This is a genomic window from Pedobacter gandavensis, from assembly GCF_032678745.1.
GTDB classification, from domain to species: Bacteria; Bacteroidota; Bacteroidia; order Sphingobacteriales; family Sphingobacteriaceae; genus Pedobacter; species Pedobacter gandavensis_C.
This window is the reverse complement of the sequence record NZ_JAVTST010000002.1, coordinates 128,115-150,146: the sequence shown is the minus strand read 5'-3', so window position 1 is coordinate 150,146 and position 22,032 is coordinate 128,115. Positions and strand designations below refer to the sequence as shown.

Genomic DNA, 22,032 nt, shown 5'->3' with positions numbered 1-22,032 from the left:
CACTAAATGATGAAAAAATTAATGCTTACGACGTATGTTGTACTCCTGTTCCTATCCGGAACTTTCGCGCAGTCGCGCAACCAGAAGATTCCTGTTGATCCAGCTCATCGGGCAGATTGGTTCAAAGAAGCCAGGTTTGGAATGTTTGTCCACTGGGGCCTGTATAGTATTTTAGGTGGCGAGTATAAGGGACACCGTTTGCCAGATAAGACCTTTAAGTATGGAGACAGCTGGTATGCTGAATGGATCCAGCAGCGATTAGAGATTCCTGAAAAAGAATATCAACAGTTGGCCAGTCAATTTAATCCCATTCATTTCAATGCCGATCAATGGATTCTGGAAGCTAAAAATGCTGGAATGAAATACTTCGTGATCACCGCGAAACACCATGATGGCTTTGCTTTATGGGACAGTAAGGTTTCGACTTTTGATATCGCCAACAGCCCGCTGAAAGGACGTGATGTACTTGGTGAATTGGCAAAGGCTTGTAAAAAGTATGGCTTGAAATTGGGCTTTTACTATTCTCACTGGCAGGATTGGGAGCATCCTGGTGGAGATTGGCCGGAATGGAGCAAGGTTAAAAGAACTGATGCAGACTTCGAGAAATATTGGCAACAGAAGTCATTACCTCAGGTAGTAGAGTTAATTCAACGATATGATCCCGATTTGTTGTGGTTTGATACCTGGGATGAGCCGAATAAAATCACTGAACATAGGAGGGACGAATTGATTGCGGTAGTTAGGAAATGGAGTCCTAAATGCTTAATCAATGGACGTATTCGCTATCAGGGGCCAGGTGATGACATAGACTTTTTAGAAATGCACGACAATCAGTACCCGGATAAGATTTTAGAAAGGCCCTGGCAAACACCAGCTACTATGGTGCATTCCTGGGGATGGCATTCGACAGATTATAGCTGGAAATCGGCGACAGAAATGTTAGGTTATCTGGTTAGCAATACCGCAAAGGGTGGGAATTATCTGCTAAATGTAGGACCAATGCCTGATGGTCGGATACCTGTTGCTGCAATTCACCGTCTTAGAGAAATGGGAGGCTGGTTAGTCGGCAATGGTGCAGCTGTGTATGACACGCAACCACTAAAAGGCATAACTGCTGCTCCAGGTCTGGTATTTACCGAAGCCAGGAAGAAGAAAAAGGGAGAACGCGAAGTATTTGTCAGCATCATTAAGCCCCTGACTACAGGAGAATTAAATTTGCCATTTAATCAGTCGGACCTAATCAGTTGCAGTATGCTGGAAACAGGTGAACCGGTAGCGCTTGGTACAACAAATAACCGCTTGTTGAATCTCAATCTCAATAAATCACAGTTTTCTATGGCAGATGGAATTCCTGTCATTAGGCTACGCTTAAAAACTGTTGAAGATCATTAGGAATTTAAATATAATTGTATATTTAAATTATACCAATCAGGTTTTAGTCATATACAATTATGAAAACTTCTACAAATGATCCCTTCGATTTAGACACTTGTATCAGAGGCCTTAGTATGTTATTGGCCTCTGTTCATTCTGATCTCTATGAATTTGTATATTATTTCACCTTTAAAAAAACTTTTAAAGAGTATTATAGTGAATTTAATAGTCCCTGGGAACACCCAGTTGAAGATGGGACTTTCTTTGAAGATGTGGAAGATCCGTATGTTAAAAGCTGTCTAAAGTCTTTTACACTTGTAGGTAACACAAAAATGGAGCTGATTGCCTGGTTTGGGATTAATGAAAATCGGGATGCCCAATCTGCAAAATATGTTTTTGAAGGAATGCGCTTTAAGCCTTATCAAACGATTTTTAAGCGTGGTCAGAGCTATAAAAAGCTTAGGTTGTGTTATGAACGTTCCCTTGCAGAATTGATTCATAGCTTATTTTTATATGCTTGTGCCCTGACTGCCGAAAGCAATAAAATCCCCTTATTACTGAAAAGACAGTTTAAACTGAACAATGATGAAGCATTTAGATTGCTGAATCGTGATGATGATCAGGTTGCCTTACTTATAGAATTGATGAAGGAGCTGAAAAAAATACTTAATGAGCTTCGCCTGGTGATTTATATGCCCATCATTACCGCCAAAAAACAACAGGGTAAATCCAATGTGAACTCTAATAATCAGGATAACTCCAAAAAATAAGGGCTTAAATGAATTGTTAAATACCCTCCTAAAAAACAATGTCTATCCTAAATCCGTTGTACTACAAATTTAAGTACAATGGATCTATTATTAGGATGACTATTAATTTCTTTGCCATTTACCAATAATCTCTGATAGATCTTTACTTTTTTTTAAATGTACTGTATTTGAAGCTTGTCTTATACAGTCTATTGCAGCTCTGCTCCCTGATTTTGATTCTTTTGTTTTTTAGCAAAGGATTCAGGGAATGGAACCAAGCATTTTGATGAGTGAATTAGGTATATCAAGATGAAAAAGATTAAGGCTCCAGGTTCAGATGTCACATTTGAAAAGCAATTAAAGGCTTATCAGAAGAGAATTTCCAATATATTGGAAAGCTTTACTGATGCTTTTTTTGAGGTCGATAGCAATTGGACGGTTACTTATTGGAATAAAGAAGCAGAACGGATGTTGTTGATGCCCAGGAAAGCAATCATTGGTAAAAACTTATGGGAAGTTTATGCTGAGGCGATTCCGCTTAAATTTTATAATGAATACCATCGAGCTGTTGCCGAAAATACCGCCGTACGTTTCCAGGAATATTTTGAACCCCATAAATTATGGGTAGAGGTTGCTGCGTTTCCATCTGGTGATGGCTTATCAGTTTACTTCAAAGACATTACAGCGCATAAACAAGCCACAGTACAACTGGAAAAGGAAAAACAGAGGTATATTGACTTATTTAACCTCAGTCCGCTTCCGCAATGGGTATACGATCAAAAAACACTTGTTTTTTTGGATGTCAATGAGGCTGCAATCAAGTTTTATGGCTATACGCGGAAGGAGTTTCTGAAAATGACGATTAAAGATGTTCGGCCTATGTCAGATCGGGAAGCATTAAAAGAGGTCTCCATTAAAATACTGGATATCGGTGACAATAGCCAGTCGATTACCCGTCATTGTAAAAAGGGTGGGGAATTAATTTATGTGACGGTCGAAAGCAAGGAAGTTTTATTTAAGGATATTGTGGCTTGTTTGGGATTGGTCATCGACCGTACCAAACAGATTATGGCAGAAAATGCCTTGTTCAGCAGTGAGCAAAGGTTCAAAGCGATGGTTCAGAATGGATCAGATCTGATTGCCATTATAGACACTAAAGGAATTTATAAATATGTAAGTCCGGCGCTGATTGCCATTTTGGGTATTCAACCTGAAGATTTGCTGGGGAAAAAGATTTTCTATTTCATTCATCCCCAGGACCTGGAGGAGACAAAAGACCAGTTTAACCGGATAAAAAAACATAAAGAAGCACCTATTCCTTTATTTCGATTCAAAAATAAAGCGGGAGTTTACCGTTGGATGGAAACGATTATGACTAATATGCTGGATGACCCGGCCGTTCAGGGGATTGTCTGCAATTCAAGGGATATTACCGAAGATATCGAGAATAAAAGTAAAATCGCAGAAAGTATCGGGAGGTATAATATTGTGTCTAAGGCTACTAGTGATGTGATCTGGGATTGGAATATGGATACGGGAAGTATCCTTTGGAATAAGGGCATTAGAGAGGTTTTTGGCTATACTAGTGTCCATAATGATCGGGATTGGTTCCTGGAAAGAATTCATCCTGATGATGTTGAAAAGGTATTTGAGGAATTTGAATTGCTCAGTGCTAATAAAAAGACCAGATTAAAATTGGAATACCGTTTTCGTTGTGCAGAGGGTTCTTATAAATCGGTCTTAGACCGCTCTTTTATTGTTTTTGATGCCATAGGAAAACCAATCCGAATGATTGGCTCGATGCAGGACATTACGGAGAGAATCAACCATATGAAAGCTATCGAATCCCAAAACAGTCAGTTGAGAGAGATTGCCTGGATTCAGGCGCATGAAATTCGTGCCCCTTTGGCGCGGATTATGGGTTTGGTAGATCTATTAGAATCATTTTCTACCGATCAGGTTTTAAAAGATTACATCACTCATTTAAAATCTTCTTCTGATGAACTGGACAAAGTAATCAGGGCAATTATGAAAAATGTAAACCATGAAATTGTGGATGTGAATCGAAAGTAACACTTCTTATCCTACATCAATGGCAGATCGTTCAAGCTGAGGTATCTTTGTATACAATAATTAATTCGCTAAGTGTTAAACAGCTTTTTGTATTAGCGATTGGTTGTTGTCTAAAAAAGGAGAAATATAATGAAAAAGGTAATTGAAAAAATCGTGACAAATTCTGGCAGACCACACATGGTTGGTGATGGGTTTAGGGTATTTAATTATATCCCGGGAGCAGGTATCCCTCAGGAAAGAATCAGCCCGTTTTTACTCCTGGACTTTAATCCTGAGTATGATTTTGGTCCTTCAAATCACGTAAGAGGTGTAGGTGTCCATCCACATAAAGGTTTCGAAACGGTAACTATTGCTTACAAAGGAACTGTAGCGCATCATGATAGTACAGGTAGTCATGGCGTGATCAACTCTGGTGATGTGCAATGGATGACTGCCGGTAACGGTATTTTACATAAAGAGTACCATGAAGAAGCGTTTTCTAAAAAAGGAGGTCCTTTTGAAATGGTGCAATTATGGGTGAACCTACCTAAAAAAGATAAATCAGTAGCACCACATTATCAGGAGTTAACTGCTGCGGGAATGGGGAAATTAGAATTGCCAGATGGGGCAGGAGTAGTAAATGTAATTGCCGGTAATTTTAATGGTATCGCAGGCCCAGCTCAAACTTATAGCCCGGTAAATCTGTTTGATATAAAATTGAATGAAGGTGGAACGGTAAGTACCCAGGTTTCAGCCAGCCACAATACCGCTTTATTAGTGGTAAATGGTAGTGTTGAGGTCAATGGAGAAGCTGTAGGAGAGCATAATTTTGTATTGTTTGCGAATGAGGGAGAAGAAATTCACTTGAAAGCCAATCAAGATAGTGTGATCTTATTGATGAGTGGAGAACCATTAAATGAGCCTATCGTGAGTTATGGTCCGTTTGTAATGAATACAGATGAAGAAATCAGTCAGGCAATCGTTGATTTCAACATGGGTAAATTTGGTGAATTGGCTGATTAATTAAAATATATAGGACTATGAATGAAGAATATGTGAGTCTTCCTCTGGTTAAGAACCCGGAAGAGAATCGTTTTGAACTAAAAGTAGGAGAGTATACAGCGTTTATCGAGTATAAAGAGCGCGATAAAAAGATCTGGTTGATCCATACTGAAGCACCTGTAGAGTTACAGGGGAAGGGGGCAGCTACGGCAGTGATCGAGAAGACCTTAACTTACATTGAAGATAATGGTTATAAATTGATCCCGCTATGTCCGCTGGTTGCTGCTTATTTGAAACGTCATCCGGACTGGAACAGAATTGTAGCCTGAGGTATTCCATTTGTAATCCTTAACAAAAGCAAGCATCAAATAAGATGCTTGCTTTTTTATGTTTAAAGCTTGAGCCAGTCTGCTTTACTGATTTCAAACCAGTCGCATTTTATCCCCTCATGGTCAAAATGACCAGTGATTTTTAACCCTGACTTCTGTAAAGCATGTCTTGACCCTGCATTTTCTCCATGGGCCATGGCATAAACGGTTTCCAGATTCATTTCTTCAAATGCATATTTCAAGCTTGCTTTAGCGGATGCTGTTGCATAGCCTTTGCCCCAGTGTTCTTTTAGAAAACGGTAACCTACTTCATAAAAGTGGTTGCGCTCATTGATGGGGATGGTGATAAATTTCAGACCTCCCCAGCCAACAAAGGCATTACTTTCTTTATCAATAACTGCCCATCGACCGATACCATTATCCTTATATTGTTGCCTGATGAAACGAATATTCTCTTCCGATTCTTCGATGTTTTTAAAAGGTTTATTACCCAGATATTTATGGACATCCGGGTCAGAGTCCATCTGAAACATCGATGGTGCATCTGCTAGTGTAAGCTCTCTTAAAATAATACGATCTGTTTCTGCGAAGATTTTCATGTGGGTATAAACTAATATAGAATTTTTAATGGGACAGCACTAAACGATTGCAAAATTGCTCAATACATTAGAATTATAAAAGTTTTGCTTAATTTAAAAAATAATCATATGGAATATAGTTTAAAGACTAAAATATTCTTATTATTGGGTTAAGTATATCATGAAATCAAAAAAGATAACTACGGAGCGTCTTTATTTACTTCCATTTACGATGCAGATTGCAAAGGAGGTGATGGATGGACAATTTACAGCATTGTCAAAGCTGGGCATAAGCTTAGGTAAAGGCTGGCCTGATGAGGAACTGATGGAATGTTTGCCAAGAATTATTAAAAACCTGGAATTGGTAGAGGAGCCATCTGGCTTTGAGTCCTGGATGATCATTGACAAAGAAAGGAAGATACTGATTGGTGACGCAGGTTTTAAAGGACGTCCGGCTACAGAAGGCATCGTAGACCTTGGCTATGCAATTATTGCGGCAGAAAGACAGAAGGGCTATGCTGCTGAGGCAGCAGAAGGACTGATCAAATGGGCTTTTAAGCATCCAGAAGTGAAAATGATTACTGCAAAATGCCAACATGTCAATGAAGCTTCTACCAAAACACTCGTAAATCTTGGTTTCTATCAGAAGTTCATTAAAGAAGAGATGGTACATTGGTTTTTACTCCGGGAGCCTAATAAAAAGATCGCGCTGTAAAAATTAATAGGCATAAAAAACGGGATAGGAATCTGTAAAGGATTCGCTACCCCGCCGAGAATAGGGAATTATATAGTTTTTGGGGAATATACCTTAATCTGTCCGTCGCCCTCACTACTCAATAATAGCAAGCTCTTTTTAGTAGGACTATTTTTTGCGGCAATGAAAAGCACACCTTCCGGTGCATCTCCTGTTTTAAGCAACTGTAGGAATATAGGTTTTGAAGGATTGCTGACATCATAAATGGCGACTGCATCCGATCTTTCCAATCCTACAAAAGCAAGCTGTTTAGTTCCAACCGTACCAATGGTTATGCCTTCCGGTTCTACACTTTTATCATCACTTCTGGTGTCATCAAAGAATCCTGCCGCTATATTTTTTACATCCAGTTCATTTTTACTGTCGTACAACTGCAAGCCGGTATTGCCATTCCATACACTGAAGGAACGTGCGCCAAAAGAGTACAGTTCGTCATAATCGCCGTCAGCATCGGTATCACCCAAGGTAGTAGTAATGTTTAACCTGCCGAGCTGCTCATCTTTTTTCAATAAGCTTGCAGTAGGAAAGGCTGTAGGGTCTAAAATGATACTTTTGTCTTTGATCCGCTGTAACTCAGAAAAGCCTCCATATTCTCTGGCATCACCTTCATTGGCGCTAAACAAATAAGGTGTTCCTCCGGATTCCAGTACTGCAATGGCATCAGGCAGATACATTCCTTTAACTTTCCACTTTCCTAGCAGAACAGCATTGTCTTTGTCGCTGGGATCAATTTCATTGCCTTCCAGGTTGTAATCTTTAAATCCTAAAGGGAAGATATCGGTCACTGTTTTACTGCTAATGTTAATTTTAGCGATGGCATTGTTTTCCTGTAAGGTTACCCAGGCTGTTTTTGAATCCTCCGAAATGCAGATGTATTCTGGCTCAATATCTTTCGAAAAATCATTTCCAACACCAAAAATACGGAAGCCTTTAGCCATTAAGGTGGCCTTTTGTGAGGCGAAAGCAGAGAAGTCAATGGTGTTTACAGCATAATTGTCTGCCACTGAGATGATAGATACTGTTCCAATAGGGTCATTGGTGTAAGCATCATTTGGTTCTCCTTCATTGGCAGATAAGATGTATTTCCCATCTGGGGAGAAGGTCACCATATCAGGTAAGGCGCCCACGGTTACTACCTTGATTTCGCTATAGTCGCTGGTTTTGAAAACCACGACTTTCCCATTTGCCTGTTTATCTGTTGATTCTATTGCTGCCGCAAGTTTCCCATCATGCACGCTTACACTATTCACAAAACCTCCGTAAGCGGATACAGGGATGTTGCCAATGCTTTTCATCGCTGTAGGGTCTTGAAAATCGATAATTTCAATTCTATTATTTCCTGAGGCATTGTTGACTACAAACAAACGTTTGGTGATCGGGTCGAAGGCTGTTATTTCTGCAGCACCTGCTCCGCCACTAGTTCCACCAACGGCAAAGCTGCTGATTTCAGCAAAAGTTCCCGCATCTTCATTAACGGCAAGTTCCGGAATTTCCTGAATTGGGCTTTCTGATCTTTTACAGCCTACCAAGGCGATCAATAGAAAACTAAATAGTAAATTTTTATTCATATCAGTGGTTTTGGGGGTATAGATTAGCCCAAAGGTATCCTCCTGATATGAGCAGCCCTTAAGTTTAAGATTATGATATTGTTAAGGTCCCAGCCAATTTTACCCGGAATTTGAGTAGAATTTTTAAAACTTAATATACCATTTTGCGTTATCACAATAATTTAAAAGCTTATGTGTTCATTCAATGGTATTATTCTCGACTAAATTTTGGTAAACATGAGCAACACGCTTTCTAATGAATCTGGTGATTGTTTCTATACGGGACCTGATTTTCAGAACTTTTTCAGAGCATCACCACAATCGGTGGTTTTCAAAGCGAATTCTCCGGATTTTACCATTTTAGCAGTGAGTGATCAATTTGTAGAGATTTCTTTAAAGTCGCGGGAAGCCTTATTAGGTCAGAAGCTATTGGACGTTTTTTCCGGTAGAACTAAAGATACCTATGCCAGAGAGTTTGCTTTTAATGCGCTGGAAGAAGTCATTCGTACAAAGAAACGCGTGGATCTTCCGATATATAAGTATGATATTTATTCGAGTGAAACCGGTAAGATGGAGCCTTTATATTGGTCAAATTCCAATCAGCCGGTATTAAACCATCATGGTGAGGTTGCGTACATCATTAATACTACTGCCAATGTGACGGCACAGGTTATGTTAAAAGAGATGGCAAATACCACTGAAGAAAAACTGCTGCAGCAACAACAACGCTTACATAAAATGTTTATGAAAGCGCCGATTGGAATGGCGCTTTATGCCAAAGACGACTATGTCATTGAATATGCCAATGAGGCCATTTGTAAGATCTGGGGCAAAGGAGGACCTTTAGAAGTTTTAGGACATTCCATATTCAAACTGCTCCCTGCTATGGAGGATTTTGGCTATCGGGAGATCTTCGACCAGGTGGTATTGACTGGTCAATCTTATCAGGGTAGGGAATCGCCGGTTAAATACGAGCGTGATGGGCAGATGGAGACTTTTTATTTCGACCTGAACCTGGAACCAGTTTTTGGTAAGGGGCAGGAGGTATCAGGAGTTCTTTCTGTAGTCAATGATGTGACAGGAATGGTACTCACCAGGAAAACAATTGAAAACGCAGAAGAGCGACTGCGGTTGGCTTCTGAAGCCACAGGGATTGGCAGTTGGGACCTAGATCTACAAACTATGGAGGTCTTCTACTCTGCAAGTCTGGCGGACTTATTTGGAATGCCGGGAAAAACCGATCTGACTTTCAGGGAGCTTCGTGGAGTGATTCATCCTGAGGATACCAGTATTGTGGAACAGGCTTTTCAAGCGGCATTGATCTCCGGGAAATATAATTATCAGGCAAGAATTAACAGACCTGATGGGATCATTTACTGGATTAGCGTAACCGGAAAGGTGATCTTTAATAATTTAGGAACACCTGTCAGGATGTTGGGGACGGTGATGGATATCACCGAAAGTAAGCAGGAGGAGCTACAGAAAAATGACTTTATTGCCATTGCAAGTCATGAGCTTAAAACTCCTTTGACCTCTTTAAAGGCATATGCACAATTGCTAAAATCCAGTAAGGCAGCCACAGACCCTGGGTTTATCAAGAGTGTTGGTGCCAGGATAGAAGGGCAAATTAATAAAATGACAAAGTTGGTGTATAGCTTCCTTGACCTGTCAAAAATTGAAACCAATAAGACAGAACTTATAAAGGAATTAATTGATGTGAATGAGCTGATCAAAGAAGTTGTGAATGATTATTTATTTCAGGAAAAAAACCATCCGATTCTCTTTGATGCGAAAGAATTACCATTAGTATATGCTGATAAACATAAAATTACCCAGGTAATTGACAACCTGGTCAGTAATGCGATTAAGTATTCCCCTCAGGGAGGAAAAGTATTGGTTTCTGCAGAACTACAAAATGAAGAAGTATTGATTTCTGTGAGAGATCATGGGATCGGTATCGATAACAACCACCTCCATAAAATCTTTGACCGTTACTATAGAATTGACGATTTACAGGTAAAAAATGCCTCTGGTTTTGGTATTGGATTATACCTTTGCGCAGATATTGTAGAACGGCATCATGGGGAAATCGGCCTGGAAAGTGAGCCTGGCAAAGGAAGTAGGTTCTTTTTCACCTTGCCAGTTGATGCTCCTTCAAAAATCCAATAGGAATAGGTTATGCGAGTACAAAGACAGTCATGTTTTTTGGACCATGGGCACCAAGCACCAATGATTGCTCAATATCGGCGGTTTTTGAAGGACCGGCGATAAAAGCTCCAAAGCCATAACTAGAATTTGCAATTTGCTGATAAGCTTCCTGCATATTGGATAAAATATCTTTTTTATGAACTACCACTACTAACTGCTGACAAATAAAAGGGATTACCCTTTGTCCCATTAAGGATTCCGTTAGCCAAAGTGCCGCATTTTCTGCTACTCCAAAATGGGCCTGAATTATGGCTACATCTACATCTTCATAACTATGTGGATCCTGATCTTCCCATCCTTTTTCCGTTAGAGAATTTAATTCCGGAATCGTAGAAATGATTCTTGGTAAATCAGCGAACTGGGTTTTGATCTGTACGATCATTTCTTCGTAGTCTTTTACAGGATGCATCATCCCGCCAATTCCATCGAGAACTTTACCAAACATTTCCATGGGATCGGGATATTTAACCATGCTGGTTAAATCTGGAGGTAAATCGGTTAAAGTAGGTTGGTTTTCTTTAACACGTGCAAGGATTTGCGCTCTGCTACTCATTGTTGTTCTTTTTATACCATTCACGAAAAGACTGTTGAGGTGGCTCTGGCATATCACGTTGATTATACCAGGCATTTAACTTATTGTTGACCAGGAAAGGTATGTTTTTCATCACCCAACGACCAGCTTTTCCAGCGGTTCTATACGCAGAAGGATGGGAGAGGGTGAATTCCATAGCTTTCATCGCCATCGCTTTTTTAGGATCTGCATAGCCCTCTTTCACGATAACTTGTCGCCATTTATAAAGTTGTTCATGGATGTTGATTTTCACCGGACAAACATTGGTACAGGAACCACAAAGCGTAGAAGCGAAAGGTAAATCTGCATATTGTTTCCTGTCCAGATTAGGCGCTAAGATCGCTCCAATCGGACCGGCAATAGCAGTATGGTAACTATGCCCACCACTTCTTCGGTATACCGGACAAGTATTCATACAGGCTCCACAACGGATACATTTTAGAGAGTTGCGGAAATCTGCTCTTCCCAATTGTTGCGTTCGTCCGTTATCTACCAGGATCAAGTGCATTTCTTGTCCTGCTCTTGGACTACGGAAATGACTGGAATAAGTGGTAATCGGTTGTCCCGTTGCACTTCTTGCTAATAATCTTAAAAATACACCCAGGTTGGCACGTTTTGGGATGATCTTTTCAATACCCATACAGGCGATATGGACTTCAGAAAGGTGTGCCCCCATATCCGCATTTCCTTCATTGGTGCAGACTACAAATTCGCCGGTTTCTGCAATAGCAAAGTTGACACCGGTGATCGCCGCTCTTCTGGTCAGGAATTTCTCACGAAGGTGTACCCGAGCAGCGGCAGTCAGTAATTGCGGGTCTGAAGCGCCTTTTGGAGTGCCCAGGTGTTCATGGAATAGCTCCCCGATTTCTTCCTTTTTCTTATGGATACAAGGCAATACAATATGACTTGGCGGTTCTTCGGCCAGTTGGACAATGCGCTCGCCAAGGTCGGTATCGATAACTTCAATTCCGTTTTGGTGTAAATATTCGTTCAGGTGGCATTCTTCGGTCAGCATGGACTTACTCTTTACCATTCTGTTGATTTCTTTTGCCTTTAAGATGGAGAGAACAATTCTGTTGTGTTCTGCAGCATCAGCAGCCCAATGTACGGTAACGCCATTTTTCTGGGCATTACTTTCAAATTCCGTCAAATAGTCGTGAAGGTTTGACAATACATTGTCTTTGATTTGAGAAGCATTCTCCCGAAGTGCTTCCCATTCGGAAAGGGTATTTGCTGCTTTATCACGCTTTGCGCGTACAAACCATAAGGTTTCATCATGCCAGTCTACGCGGGCTTCATCCTGATTAAAAATATCAGATAATGCGGCGTGGTCCTTTATTGCTGTACTCATTTTCTTAAAATTCTGCGGTAAAAACGTTTGATCATTAAATTTCTTCTGCATTTAGGATTTCTGCAATGTGCAGCACTTTCACCTCACTATTCTGGCGGCGTAAAATCCCCTCCATATGCATCAAACAGGACATATCCGCTGCGGTGATGTATTGCGCGCCATGGTTGATATGGTCTGCAACGCGGTCTTTGCCCATTTTAACAGATACGGCTTCTTCTGCCACACAAAAGGTCCCGCCAAATCCACAACATTCATCCGGCCTACTCAATTCTACCAGCTCCAGGTCTTTGACCATGTTTAACAACTGCATGGGTTTTGAAAATGGAGCAGCCACTAATTCTGTCATTTGAGACATCATTAATCCTCGTTGGCCATGGCAACTCTGATGTACGCCAACCTTATGTGGGAAACGCGCAGTCAATTTCTCTACCTTTAAAATGTCTGTCAGAAATTCCGTTAGCTCATATACTTTTTTACGAACACCAATGGCTTTTTCAGGTTGTCCATCGCTGTGCAAATGGTCTTTAATATGCAATACACAACTCCCGGAAGGAGAAACGATATAGTCGAACGCTGCAAAGTTATCAATGAAAAGTTCATTGCATCCAGTCGTTAGGTGTTCAAATCCTGAATTTGCCATCGGCTGTCCACAGCAAGTTTGTTGTAGCGGATAACTTACTTTAACACCCAATTTCTGAAGGAGCTTTAAGGTGGCGATTGCTGCATTCGGATAGAATTGGTCAATGTAGCAAGGGATAAAAAGGCCAACGGTCATAAAGAAAAATTTAAGGTTTAGTGATACCAGGTACCACATTAACGTTCCTAAGAAAGATGGAAGGTATCACTTTTGAAGGAATTTCAGACACTATCGGTAATTATGCTGAATATATTGCCAAAATAACGGAGGAGAAGGTGTTTTTGTAAAATATGAAAACGTTTTCATATTTATGAAAGAAATGACTAGCTTGCCTGTGTTTAATTTACTGAAAATTCAGTTTTATAGATGAATAAGGATAAAAAACCGCAACAAAACACGATTCTTGATATCGCTGAAGCATTGAAACTATCTCCGGCAACGATTTCAAGGGCGCTGAATAATCACCCTCATGTGAAGGAGAAAACAAAAAGCGACGTATTGAAAATGGCGGCTCAGCTGGGCTATAGAAGGAATCAGATGGCTTCTGGTTTAAGGAGCAATAAAACACATACCGTTGGACTAATTGTACCAAGGATTTCCATGTTTTTTCATGCAGAAGTGATCACTACGATTCAGAATGGGCTACATAAACAGGGCTATAACCTGATCATTTGCCAGTCTAATGATGTACTGAGTATGGAAGAAGAACTTGCAGATATTCTGTATGCTTCCAGGGTAGACGCATTGATTGTTGCCTGTACTTTACAAACGACGGATTTTAGTCATTTTGATAAGCTGGTGAGTAGCGGAATTCCGGTTATTTTCTATGATCGTGTTCCACTCAATTCCTATCGTGCAACTTATATTAAAGGCGATGATTTTCGTGGTGGATATCTGGCCACTTCTCATTTGATCGAAACAGGAAGTCAGCGTATAGCTCATATTTCAGGTAAATTAAGTTCTAATCTTTATCAGGACCGTACCGCAGGCTTTAAAAAGGCAATGGAACAACATCAGCTCCCAATACGTGCCGAATGGGTTTTTCATCAGGAATTGACGCATGAGCATGCAAAAGAAGCGATGGCGGAGCTATTCTCTGGATCGGTTGTTCCCGATGCTTTGTTTGCTGCAAATGATGTGACGGCCATTGCCGCACTGGAATTTGCTAAAGAGAATGGACTTCAGGTACCCCAGGATTTGAAAATTATTGGCTATTCAAATGATCCAAGAACTTCTATCATTAGTCCTGCTTTATCTACCATAGAACAGTATCCGGCTAAGGTTGGGCAAAAGATTGTAGAGGTATTAATTGAGCAACTGAAAAGTGGAGATCGGGGAGTAGAACAAGAACAAAAACCATATGTAATTCCAGTTGATCTGATCAGACGTATGTCTTCTTAACAAGTGGTCAACCTATAATAAAAGCACCTAAATAAATTAAATATAAATTTTGAATTAAATAGTAAATTATGCGGAAGCTCGTAGTTTTTTTAAGTTTTTTGATGATGAACAGTATTGTTCTGATGGCCCAGAATCCACCTGTAAAAGAAGGCATGCGCCAGTTAATTGATGATCAGTTTAAATTTGCCGAACAGCAATATAAGGTGCTCAGTAAAAATGTGCCGGCTGATGTAATGCCGCAAACCTATAATGCCGCGAAAAATAAAGTGCAAACCAGCGATACGAAATGGTGGTGTAGCGGCTTTTATCCAGGTACTTTATTTTATATCTATGAATACACTAAAGATCCTGAAATCCTAACGGAGGCTACCGCGAGATTAGGAATACTAGAAAAAGAAAAACACTATACCGGAAACCATGACCTTGGTTTTATGATGTATTGCAGTTTTGGGAATGCTTACCGCATCACTAAAAATCCTGCTTACAAAGCAACAATAGATACTTCTGCGGCCTCTTTGACCACAAGATATCGTCCTGCGGCGAAAGTTATTCAATCCTGGAATGCCAATAAAAAATGGGGCGGACCAGTAATCATTGACAACATGATGAATCTGGAGTTGTTGAGCTGGGTATCAGATCATGGTGGTGATAAAAAATTCAAAGAAGTGGCGATTACGCATGCCAACACGACTTTGAAAAACCATTTCCGTCCGGATTTTAGCTCTTACCACGTGGTAGATTATGATATGAAAACGGGTGAAGTAATGAAGAAACAAACGGCACAAGGTGCTGCAGATTCTTCAGCATGGAGCAGAGGCCAAAGCTGGGGTTTGTACGGATATACGATGATGTACCGTTTTACCAAAGATAAACGCTACCTGGAGCAAGCTAGAAATATTGCTAAATTCACCTTAAACCACCCTAATATGCCTGAAGATCTGGTTCCTTATTGGGATTTTGATGCACCGGGTATTCCAAATACTTATCGTGATGCTTCAGCAGCAGCAGTAAATGCTTCGGCATTATTGGAGTTGGCACAATATGTCAACAAAAAAGAACGCAAAACTTATGTGACTGCCGCAGAAAAAATGATTCGTTCCCTGGCTTCTGATGCATATCGTGCAAAATTAGGAGAGAATGGTGGTTTTCTTTTGATGCATAGTGTGGGCTCTATTCCACATAAAACGGAAATCGATGTGCCTTTAACCTACGCAGATTATTACTTTTTAGAAGCTTTACACCGTTATAAAAACTGGTATTTATAAGATCAGGTCTTTAAACCAGATTGGGTACTTAGCCTACAACAGCAATTTATTTATAAATAAAAGCCTGATTTTTAACAGGCAAAACATATTCAATTTTAAACTCATATAAATGAAAACATATTTTGACAGCAGGTTTGCAATCAGCCCGAATGAAGGAAAACAATTAGATACTCAGGGATTAAGAGATAATTTCCTAATGGGGCAGCTTTTTGAAGCGGATGCGATTCATTTGACCTTGTCTCATTACGATAGGTACATTGCTGGTGGTGTAATGCCTGTAAAAGGTGCTGTTCTTTTGTCTAATCCTGAGAATCTGAAAGCCAGCTATTTCCTGGAAAGAAGAGAACTGGGGATGATTAACGTAGGTGGTAAAGGTAGCGTAACTGCTGATGGAGTAACTTACGAACTGGAATATAAAGAAGCTTTATACCTTGGTAAAGGCACAAAAGAAGTGAGTTTCTCTTCTGCTGATCCGAATGCTCCAGCTAAGTTTTACCTCAATTCTGCGCCTGCACACCATACCTATCCTTCAAAGAAAGTTTCTAAAGCGGAAGCAGAAGTGGTGGAATTAGGTTCTGCAGCAACGGCTAATCATAGGATCATCAATAAGCTGATTGTAAATAGCGTATTGCCTACTTGTCAGCTGCAAATGGGCATGACAGAATTGAAAAGCGGTAGTGTTTGGAACACTATGCCTGCGCATACCCATGACCGAAGAATGGAAGTTTACTTCTATTTCGAAGTGCCGGAAGGACAAAGCGTGTGTCATTTTATGGGACAACCTCAGGAAACGAGACATGTATGGATGCAAAATGAGCAGGCGATCATCTCACCAAACTGGTCGGTGCATTCTGGCGCAGGAACAAGCAATTATACTTTCATCTGGGGAATGGCAGGTGAAAACCTGGATTATGGCGATATGGACCATTGCGCCATCACTGAGTTGAGGTAATTGCTCGATAAATTGATACCAAACAAAAACCAAATGATCAGGCTGTGTTAAACCCACAGTCTGGTTTTATAAATGTATGAAAAATGAAAAAGATTCACCTGTTTTTATGGGTATGCGCAGTTCTGCCAATTACCCTGTCCGCACAAACTAAAAATCTGAAGGCCACTATTAGTATTCAGAATCCTTCGAAACAGAAAAGAACAGCTGCGGTAACGGCTATTCCCTGGCAAAATGTGCTGGCCAAATTCCCAGCAATTGATACCGCCAACTTTAAAGTACTAAATGCAGCACAAAAGGAAGTTCCTTTTCAATTGGAATACAAAGGCTTAACAAGTCCACAAAACTTATTGGTACAGCTGGATGTGCCGGCAAATGGGAGTGTTAAAGTAACAGTTGTTCCTGGAAAAGCGGCAAAGCCTGTTCAAAAGACTTTCGGCAGATACATTCCTGAACGTAAAGATGATTTCGCCTGGGAAAATGATAAAGTAGCTTTCCGTATGTATGGAAAAGCGCTGGAAAGTACCCCAAAAGAAAATGCTTATGGCATCGATGTATGGGGAAAGAGAGTGAGCAGAATGGTATTAAACGAGCGGTATAAAAGAGGTAAATACCATGAAGATCTTGGTGATGGTAATGATTATTACCATGTTGGTTTGACTTTAGGCGGAGGGGATATTGCCCCGATTTCTGGTGATAAGATCTATTATCCTTTAAATTACCGTACCTGGAAAATTTTGGATCAAGGTGCATTGCGATTCACTTTTCAATTGAGTTATGAAAACTGGGACGTAGCAGGTAAATTAGTGAAAGTCGTGAAAACGATTTCTCTGGATGCAGGCTCTCATTTAAATAGGGTAGAAGCAAATTATGAATATCCAGGTGGCGGCGATTTACCTGTAGTAGTTGGGATCATCAAAAGAGCAGAACCAGGAACTTTACTGTTGAATGAGCGAACTGGAGTAATGGGATATTGGGAACCACAACATGGCGCTGATGGTACCATGGGGATAGGTGTGATCTTATCAGATCCTAAACTTCAAATGAGGGTAACTGCTGCGCAATTACTGGCAGAAACTAAGGCACAAAGTGGATCAGCTGTGGTGTATTATAATGGTGCCGCATGGGATAAAGCAGGAGAGATTACTACTGCTGAGGCCTGGTTTACCTACCTGAACAATTTTAAACAAACATTAGAACAGCCTTTAAAGGTGACTGTTCAATAAGTCTTATTATATAAAAACATCATCAAATGTCGGTACTGAATTTATTTAATTTAAAGGGCAAAACCGCCCTGGTTACAGGTTGTAAACGTGGGATAGGAAAAGCAATGGCTGAAGCACTTGCCGAAGCGGGAGCAGATATTATTGGCGTATCTGCCAGTTTAGAATTGGAAAATTCTGCAGTAGAAAAATCAGTAAAAGCATTAGGACGCAATTTCACTGCCTATCAATGTGATTTCAATGACCGCAGTTCTTTAAAAGCATTTATTGAAAAGGTTAAAGCAGCGCATCCGGTGATTGATATTTTAGTGAATAATGCAGGAACTATTTTGAGAAAACCAATCGCCGAACATCCAGATGAATATTGGGATGAGGTGATTGCTGTGAATCAAACTGCTCCATTTATTCTGACGCGTGAAATCGGAAAAGAGATGGTTATGAGAGGTTCTGGAAAAGTGATATTTACCGCTTCTTTGCTGACGTTCCAGGGTGGAATTACCGTTCCTGGTTACGCGGCAAGTAAAGGTGCAGTAGGACAGTTGACAAAAGCTTTTGCCAATGAATGGGCAAGTAAAGGAGTGAATGTGAATGCCATTGCACCAGGTTATATTTCTACTGATAACACCACCGCTTTAAGAGCAGATGAGGATAGAAGTCGCTCAATTATGGAACGTATTCCGGCAGGAAGATGGGGCGAAGCGGAAGATTTTAAAGGTCCAACAGTATTTTTAGCTTCCGAAGCTTCAAATTATATGCACGGTACAGTCATGACTGTTGATGGCGGCTGGATGGGGAGATAATATGAAAAATATAAGTTTTTCTCTGCTATTTCTGTTGGGCATTTCGCTGGTTGCGAATGCCCAACAAAAGAAAAATGACCGTCCCAATGTGATCATTATCAATATGGACGATATGGGTTATGGCGATACGGAACCTTATGGGATGACTGGAATCCCAACGCCTAATTTTAACAGAGCCGCCGCCGAAGGGCAGCGCCTCACTCATTTCAATACGGCACAAGCCGTATGCAGTCCTTCCCGGGCCGCATTGCTCACCGGATGTTATCCAAACAGGCTCAGCCTTGCCCATGCTTTAAGTCCGGAAGCAAAAACAGCATTAAACACATCTGAGGAAACTATTGCTTCGTTATTGAAAAAAGAAGGATACAAAACTGCGATGCTCGGAAAATGGCATTTGGGTTCTAAAGCACCATTTCTACCTACTTATTTTGGCTTTGATAGTTTTTATGGGATTCCTTATTCTCATGATATGTGGCCAGTGGGTTATGATGGAAAGCCACTGGATTCTTCTACCTATAGAGGAAAGTATCCGCGATTGCCGATCATTAGTGGCGAAAAGGTAGTCGGCTATAATGACAACCTGGAAGACCAGGGGAAATTAACCGGCACTTTTACTAAAAAAGCGGTAGAGTTTATTACAGCACACCAGCAGGATCCCTTCTTTCTATATTTAGCACAACCTATGCCTCATGTGCCTTTAGCAGCTTCGAAAGCATTTAAAGGAAAAAGTGAGCTGGGCGTTTTTGGCGATGTAATTATGGAGCTGGACTGGTCGATAGGCGAGATTATGAAAACACTGGATCGGTATAAGTTGTCGGAAAATACGATTCTCATCATCACGAGCGATAATGGCCCATGGTTGAATTTTGGTGATAATGCCGGCTCATCCGGAGGTTTTCGTGAAGGAAAAGGAACGGCCTGGGATGGTGGTACTCGTGTTCCATGCCTGATCAGATGGCCAGGTAAAATTCCCGCAGGAAGTATAAACTCTCAACTGATAGTGAATACCGATCTTTTACCTACAATTGTTGCCTTAACAAAGGCGAAATTACCAGTTCAAAGAATTGATGGGATGGATTTCTCGGCTTTGCTGACAGGAAAAACAAGTAAAGGTCCAAGGGAAGTTTTTTACTACTATTATGATGTCAATAACCTGAAAGCAGTACGTTATAAAAACTGGAAATTAGTGTTCCCACACAGTTCCAGAGCGTACACAGGTAGTTTACCCGGTAAGGGTGGTTACCCTGGACCAGCACCAGATGTAAAGGTGAAAATGGCTTTGTATAATCTATCTCATGATCCTGGAGAGCAATATGATGTTCAGGAAAACTATCCTGAAATTGTTAAGCAAATACAGGTATATGCAGAAGAGGCAAGAGCCGATCTTGGCGATGACCTGACGAATCGAAAGGGCGCGAATAGAAGGCCAGCCGGTAAAGTGAATCAATAAAAAGAAAAAATTAGCAATTAAATTATCCTCTTAATGATAAAATTGAAAATTAAAGTGGCGGCCAGTATTTCTTTTATACTGGTTGCTGCGGTTACGCTCGGAAGTCCGGAGCAAACCATGGCTCAGGTTAAACAAATGATGGTACAGGATAATTGTCCCATTATTCCTTTGCCCATCAGCGCTATAAAAGGCAACAGCACTTTTTTACTAAATGTAAAGACCCCTTTGGTTGTAAGTGATGAGGCATTAAAACCTATTGCCCAATACCTCCAAGCAGAATTATTGAAGTCGCAACACCTGCCTATAGGTATTCAGCCTGTCTCTGGGAAATTACCAGCGATAAAATTATTGCTTTCCCCAAAAAAGAAAACTGAAAGGGCAGAAGGTTACACTTTGGAAATCAATGCAGAGGGAGTCACGATCTCAGCAAAGGAAGTTTCAGGTGCTTTTTATGGCGCTACTTCTTTGCTTCAACTCATCAGACAAACAAAAAAAGTTAAAGGAACTATAGGTCTTGCGGCCTGGAAAATAACAGATCAACCTGCTTATGGTTGGAGAGGTTTTATGCTGGACGAGTCCCGGTTTTTCTTTGGGATGGAGAAGGTGAAATCGATCATCGACTGGATGGCCTTTTACAAGTTGAACAAATTACATTGGCACCTAACTGATGAGCCTGCCTGGCGTTTAGAGATTAAAAAGTATCCTAAACTAGCTTTGGTTGGTGGAATTGGTGATTTTCTCAATGAATTTACACCGGCTCAATACTATACACAAGAGCAAATCAAAGAGGTGGTTGCTTATGCCGCTCAACGTTTCATTACTGTGATACCTGAAATTGATATGCCAGGACATGCTACAGCAGCCAATAGAGCGTATCCGGAATTTAGTGGGGGTGGAGGCCCAGGACATCCGGAATTCACCTTTAATCCAGGGAAAGAAGCGACTTATGCCTACCTGACGAATATCTTAAAGGAGACCAATGTGTTATTTCCTTCAGCTATGATCCACCTTGGTGGCGATGAAGTGAGCTATGGTAATCATAAATGGGCAACAGATCCAGATATTTCAGCTTTGATGAAACAAAAACAACTTGGCGGAACTAAAGAGGTGGAGACTTATTTTATGAAAAGAATGGCAGACTCTGTGTATCAGATGAACGCTAAGCTTTTGGTTTGGGATGAGATGGTGGAAGCTGGACTTCCAAAAGATAAAACCATTATTTTCTGGTGGCGCCATGACCAGCCTGCAGTTTTAAAACAGGCATTGAATAAAGGATATGAAACGGTATTATGCCCGCGATTGCCGCTATATTTTGATTTTGTGCAGGACAGTACACATAATTATGGTCGTAAATGGAGTAAATTATTCAACCCGATAGAAAACGTGTATGCTTTTTCTGCGGATAGTTATCAATCACAAACTGTTGCTAAAAATCAGATATTAGGTATTCAGGCCAATTTGTGGACGGAAACTGTTCCCAATACACAACGTTTGGATTACCTGTTGTTTCCTAGGATTTCTGCCTTGGCAGAAGCCGCATGGTCTCCTAAAGAAGGGAAAAACTTTTCTGCGTTTATGCAACGTTTAAAAGGACATTATGCGCTTTATGAACAGGCAGGGCTATATTATTATGATCCTACTCAACCCCGTAAATATCCGGAACCGGTAAAGGTGGGGACTGGTGTGAAACGTTTTGATACTGCAGAGTAAAAAGCTAGTTAAGCATTTAAGCCGTAGAGAGGCCGATGAAATAAAGAATAGATCAAATTATAGAAAAGATCAAATTACAATT

19 protein-coding genes are annotated in these 22,032 nt (G+C 40.6%); 14 read left to right on the top strand and 5 right to left on the bottom strand.

Going from position 1 to position 22,032, the window contains the following annotated elements:
• Nucleotides 1-6 precede the first annotated feature (6 nt).
• The 5 genes from R2S10_RS08280 (at nucleotide 7) to R2S10_RS08260 (ending at nucleotide 5,506) form a co-directional block, all read left to right on the top strand.
• Nucleotides 7-1,392 carry an alpha-L-fucosidase gene (locus R2S10_RS08280; protein WP_316839983.1) on the top strand — a complete coding sequence of 462 codons (1,386 nt, stop codon included), beginning with the start codon at nucleotides 7-9 and terminating at the stop codon, nucleotides 1,390-1,392.
• A 59-nt stretch (nucleotides 1,393-1,451) separates the two neighbouring features.
• Nucleotides 1,452-2,144: a hypothetical protein gene (locus R2S10_RS08275; protein WP_316839982.1), complete on the top strand. Its 693-nt coding sequence runs from the start codon at nucleotides 1,452-1,454 to the stop codon at nucleotides 2,142-2,144.
• A gap of 288 nt (nucleotides 2,145-2,432) precedes the next feature.
• Nucleotides 2,433-4,196, top strand: coding sequence for a PAS domain S-box protein (locus tag R2S10_RS08270; RefSeq protein WP_316839981.1), 1,764 nt, complete (start codon nucleotides 2,433-2,435; stop codon nucleotides 4,194-4,196).
• Nucleotides 4,197-4,325: 129 nt separating this feature from the next.
• On the top strand, nucleotides 4,326-5,198 hold the full coding sequence (locus tag R2S10_RS08265; RefSeq protein ID WP_316839980.1) for a pirin family protein: 873 nt from the start codon (nucleotides 4,326-4,328) through the stop codon (nucleotides 5,196-5,198).
• A 17-nt stretch (nucleotides 5,199-5,215) separates the two neighbouring features.
• Complete coding sequence (locus R2S10_RS08260) at nucleotides 5,216-5,506, top strand: GNAT family N-acetyltransferase (protein ID WP_316839979.1); 291 nt, start codon at nucleotides 5,216-5,218, stop codon at nucleotides 5,504-5,506.
• Between the two features lie 62 nt (nucleotides 5,507-5,568).
• Here R2S10_RS08260 and R2S10_RS08255 read toward each other — a convergent pair whose 3' ends face one another.
• Nucleotides 5,569-6,105, bottom strand: a complete 537-nt coding sequence (locus R2S10_RS08255) for a GNAT family N-acetyltransferase (protein WP_316839978.1) — start codon at nucleotides 6,103-6,105, stop codon at nucleotides 5,569-5,571.
• 160 nt (nucleotides 6,106-6,265) lie between these two features.
• Between R2S10_RS08255 and R2S10_RS08250 the strand changes: the two genes are divergently transcribed.
• The gene (locus R2S10_RS08250) at nucleotides 6,266-6,799 is read left to right on the top strand and encodes a GNAT family N-acetyltransferase (protein WP_316839977.1); all 534 of its coding nucleotides are present in this window, start codon (nucleotides 6,266-6,268) and stop codon (nucleotides 6,797-6,799) included.
• A gap of 68 nt (nucleotides 6,800-6,867) precedes the next feature.
• Here R2S10_RS08250 and R2S10_RS08245 read toward each other — a convergent pair whose 3' ends face one another.
• Nucleotides 6,868-8,406 (bottom strand): choice-of-anchor I family protein, encoded by a 1,539-nt coding sequence (locus R2S10_RS08245; RefSeq protein ID WP_316839976.1) that lies wholly within the window; start codon nucleotides 8,404-8,406, stop codon nucleotides 6,868-6,870.
• Nucleotides 8,407-8,622: 216 nt separating this feature from the next.
• Here R2S10_RS08245 and R2S10_RS08240 point away from each other — a divergent pair, with 216 nt between their 5' ends.
• On the top strand, nucleotides 8,623-10,554 hold the full coding sequence (locus R2S10_RS08240) for an ATP-binding protein (RefSeq protein WP_316839975.1): 1,932 nt from the start codon (nucleotides 8,623-8,625) through the stop codon (nucleotides 10,552-10,554).
• A gap of 7 nt (nucleotides 10,555-10,561) precedes the next feature.
• On the opposite strand, the gene R2S10_RS08235 is transcribed toward R2S10_RS08240, so the two are convergent.
• Genes R2S10_RS08235 through R2S10_RS08225 form a run of 3 tightly spaced genes read right to left on the bottom strand, consistent with a single transcriptional unit; the run spans nucleotide 10,562 to nucleotide 13,290 of the window.
• Nucleotides 10,562-11,146 carry a lactate utilization protein C gene (locus tag R2S10_RS08235; protein WP_316839974.1) on the bottom strand — a complete coding sequence of 195 codons (585 nt, stop codon included), beginning with the start codon at nucleotides 11,144-11,146 and terminating at the stop codon, nucleotides 10,562-10,564.
• On the bottom strand, nucleotides 11,139-12,515 hold the full coding sequence (locus R2S10_RS08230) for a LutB/LldF family L-lactate oxidation iron-sulfur protein (RefSeq protein WP_316839973.1): 1,377 nt from the start codon (nucleotides 12,513-12,515) through the stop codon (nucleotides 11,139-11,141). Before R2S10_RS08230 ends, R2S10_RS08235 begins: the two co-directional genes overlap by 8 nt.
• Before the next feature lie 34 nt (nucleotides 12,516-12,549).
• A complete protein-coding gene (locus R2S10_RS08225) occupies nucleotides 12,550-13,290 on the bottom strand; it encodes a (Fe-S)-binding protein (protein WP_316839972.1) in 741 nt (246 codons plus the stop codon).
• 228 nt (nucleotides 13,291-13,518) lie between these two features.
• On the opposite strand from R2S10_RS08225, the gene R2S10_RS08220 reads away from it, so the two are divergent.
• From R2S10_RS08220 to R2S10_RS08190, 7 genes are all read left to right on the top strand, one after another.
• Complete coding sequence (locus R2S10_RS08220) at nucleotides 13,519-14,553, top strand: LacI family DNA-binding transcriptional regulator (RefSeq protein ID WP_316839971.1); 1,035 nt, start codon at nucleotides 13,519-13,521, stop codon at nucleotides 14,551-14,553.
• 101 nt (nucleotides 14,554-14,654) lie between these two features.
• Entirely contained in the window at nucleotides 14,655-15,818 is a 1,164-nt protein-coding gene (locus R2S10_RS08215; protein ID WP_316839970.1) for a glycoside hydrolase family 88 protein, read from the top strand.
• Nucleotides 15,819-15,927: 109 nt separating this feature from the next.
• Nucleotides 15,928-16,770: a 5-dehydro-4-deoxy-D-glucuronate isomerase gene (gene kduI / locus R2S10_RS08210; protein ID WP_316839969.1), complete on the top strand. Its 843-nt coding sequence runs from the start codon at nucleotides 15,928-15,930 to the stop codon at nucleotides 16,768-16,770.
• An 83-nt stretch (nucleotides 16,771-16,853) separates the two neighbouring features.
• Nucleotides 16,854-17,993, top strand: a complete 1,140-nt coding sequence (locus R2S10_RS08205; RefSeq protein ID WP_316839968.1) for a DUF4861 family protein — start codon at nucleotides 16,854-16,856, stop codon at nucleotides 17,991-17,993.
• 26 nt (nucleotides 17,994-18,019) lie between these two features.
• Nucleotides 18,020-18,790, top strand: coding sequence for an SDR family NAD(P)-dependent oxidoreductase (locus R2S10_RS08200; protein WP_316839967.1), 771 nt, complete (start codon nucleotides 18,020-18,022; stop codon nucleotides 18,788-18,790).
• Nucleotide 18,791: 1 nt separating this feature from the next.
• Nucleotides 18,792-20,240 carry a sulfatase gene (locus R2S10_RS08195; RefSeq protein WP_316839966.1) on the top strand — a complete coding sequence of 483 codons (1,449 nt, stop codon included), beginning with the start codon at nucleotides 18,792-18,794 and terminating at the stop codon, nucleotides 20,238-20,240.
• Between the two features lie 33 nt (nucleotides 20,241-20,273).
• Nucleotides 20,274-21,950, top strand: coding sequence for a beta-N-acetylhexosaminidase (locus R2S10_RS08190; RefSeq protein ID WP_316839965.1), 1,677 nt, complete (start codon nucleotides 20,274-20,276; stop codon nucleotides 21,948-21,950).
• The last annotated feature ends 82 nt before the right edge of the window (nucleotides 21,951-22,032 follow it).

Bases quoted from the DNA above. Each gene is read 5' to 3' on its own strand.
- R2S10_RS08280 (WP_316839983.1), top strand. From the start codon at position 7: ATGATGAAAAAATTAATGCTTACGACGTATGTTGTACTCCTGTTCCTA.
- R2S10_RS08275 (WP_316839982.1), top strand. From the start codon at position 1,452: ATGAAAACTTCTACAAATGATCCCTTCGATTTAGACACTTGTATCAGA.
- R2S10_RS08270 (WP_316839981.1), top strand. From the start codon at position 2,433: ATGAAAAAGATTAAGGCTCCAGGTTCAGATGTCACATTTGAAAAGCAA.
- R2S10_RS08265 (WP_316839980.1), top strand. From the start codon at position 4,326: ATGAAAAAGGTAATTGAAAAAATCGTGACAAATTCTGGCAGACCACAC.
- R2S10_RS08260 (WP_316839979.1), top strand. From the start codon at position 5,216: ATGAATGAAGAATATGTGAGTCTTCCTCTGGTTAAGAACCCGGAAGAG.
- R2S10_RS08255 (WP_316839978.1), bottom strand. From the start codon at position 6,105: ATGAAAATCTTCGCAGAAACAGATCGTATTATTTTAAGAGAGCTTACA.
- R2S10_RS08250 (WP_316839977.1), top strand. From the start codon at position 6,266: ATGAAATCAAAAAAGATAACTACGGAGCGTCTTTATTTACTTCCATTT.
- R2S10_RS08245 (WP_316839976.1), bottom strand. From the start codon at position 8,406: ATGAATAAAAATTTACTATTTAGTTTTCTATTGATCGCCTTGGTAGGC.
- R2S10_RS08240 (WP_316839975.1), top strand. From the start codon at position 8,623: ATGAGCAACACGCTTTCTAATGAATCTGGTGATTGTTTCTATACGGGA.
- R2S10_RS08235 (WP_316839974.1), bottom strand. From the start codon at position 11,146: ATGAGTAGCAGAGCGCAAATCCTTGCACGTGTTAAAGAAAACCAACCT.
- R2S10_RS08230 (WP_316839973.1), bottom strand. From the start codon at position 12,515: ATGAGTACAGCAATAAAGGACCACGCCGCATTATCTGATATTTTTAAT.
- R2S10_RS08225 (WP_316839972.1), bottom strand. From the start codon at position 13,290: ATGACCGTTGGCCTTTTTATCCCTTGCTACATTGACCAATTCTATCCG.
- R2S10_RS08220 (WP_316839971.1), top strand. From the start codon at position 13,519: ATGAATAAGGATAAAAAACCGCAACAAAACACGATTCTTGATATCGCT.
- R2S10_RS08215 (WP_316839970.1), top strand. From the start codon at position 14,655: ATGATGAACAGTATTGTTCTGATGGCCCAGAATCCACCTGTAAAAGAA.
- kduI (WP_316839969.1), top strand. From the start codon at position 15,928: ATGAAAACATATTTTGACAGCAGGTTTGCAATCAGCCCGAATGAAGGA.
- R2S10_RS08205 (WP_316839968.1), top strand. From the start codon at position 16,854: ATGAAAAAGATTCACCTGTTTTTATGGGTATGCGCAGTTCTGCCAATT.
- R2S10_RS08200 (WP_316839967.1), top strand. From the start codon at position 18,020: ATGTCGGTACTGAATTTATTTAATTTAAAGGGCAAAACCGCCCTGGTT.
- R2S10_RS08195 (WP_316839966.1), top strand. From the start codon at position 18,792: ATGAAAAATATAAGTTTTTCTCTGCTATTTCTGTTGGGCATTTCGCTG.
- R2S10_RS08190 (WP_316839965.1), top strand. From the start codon at position 20,274: ATGATAAAATTGAAAATTAAAGTGGCGGCCAGTATTTCTTTTATACTG.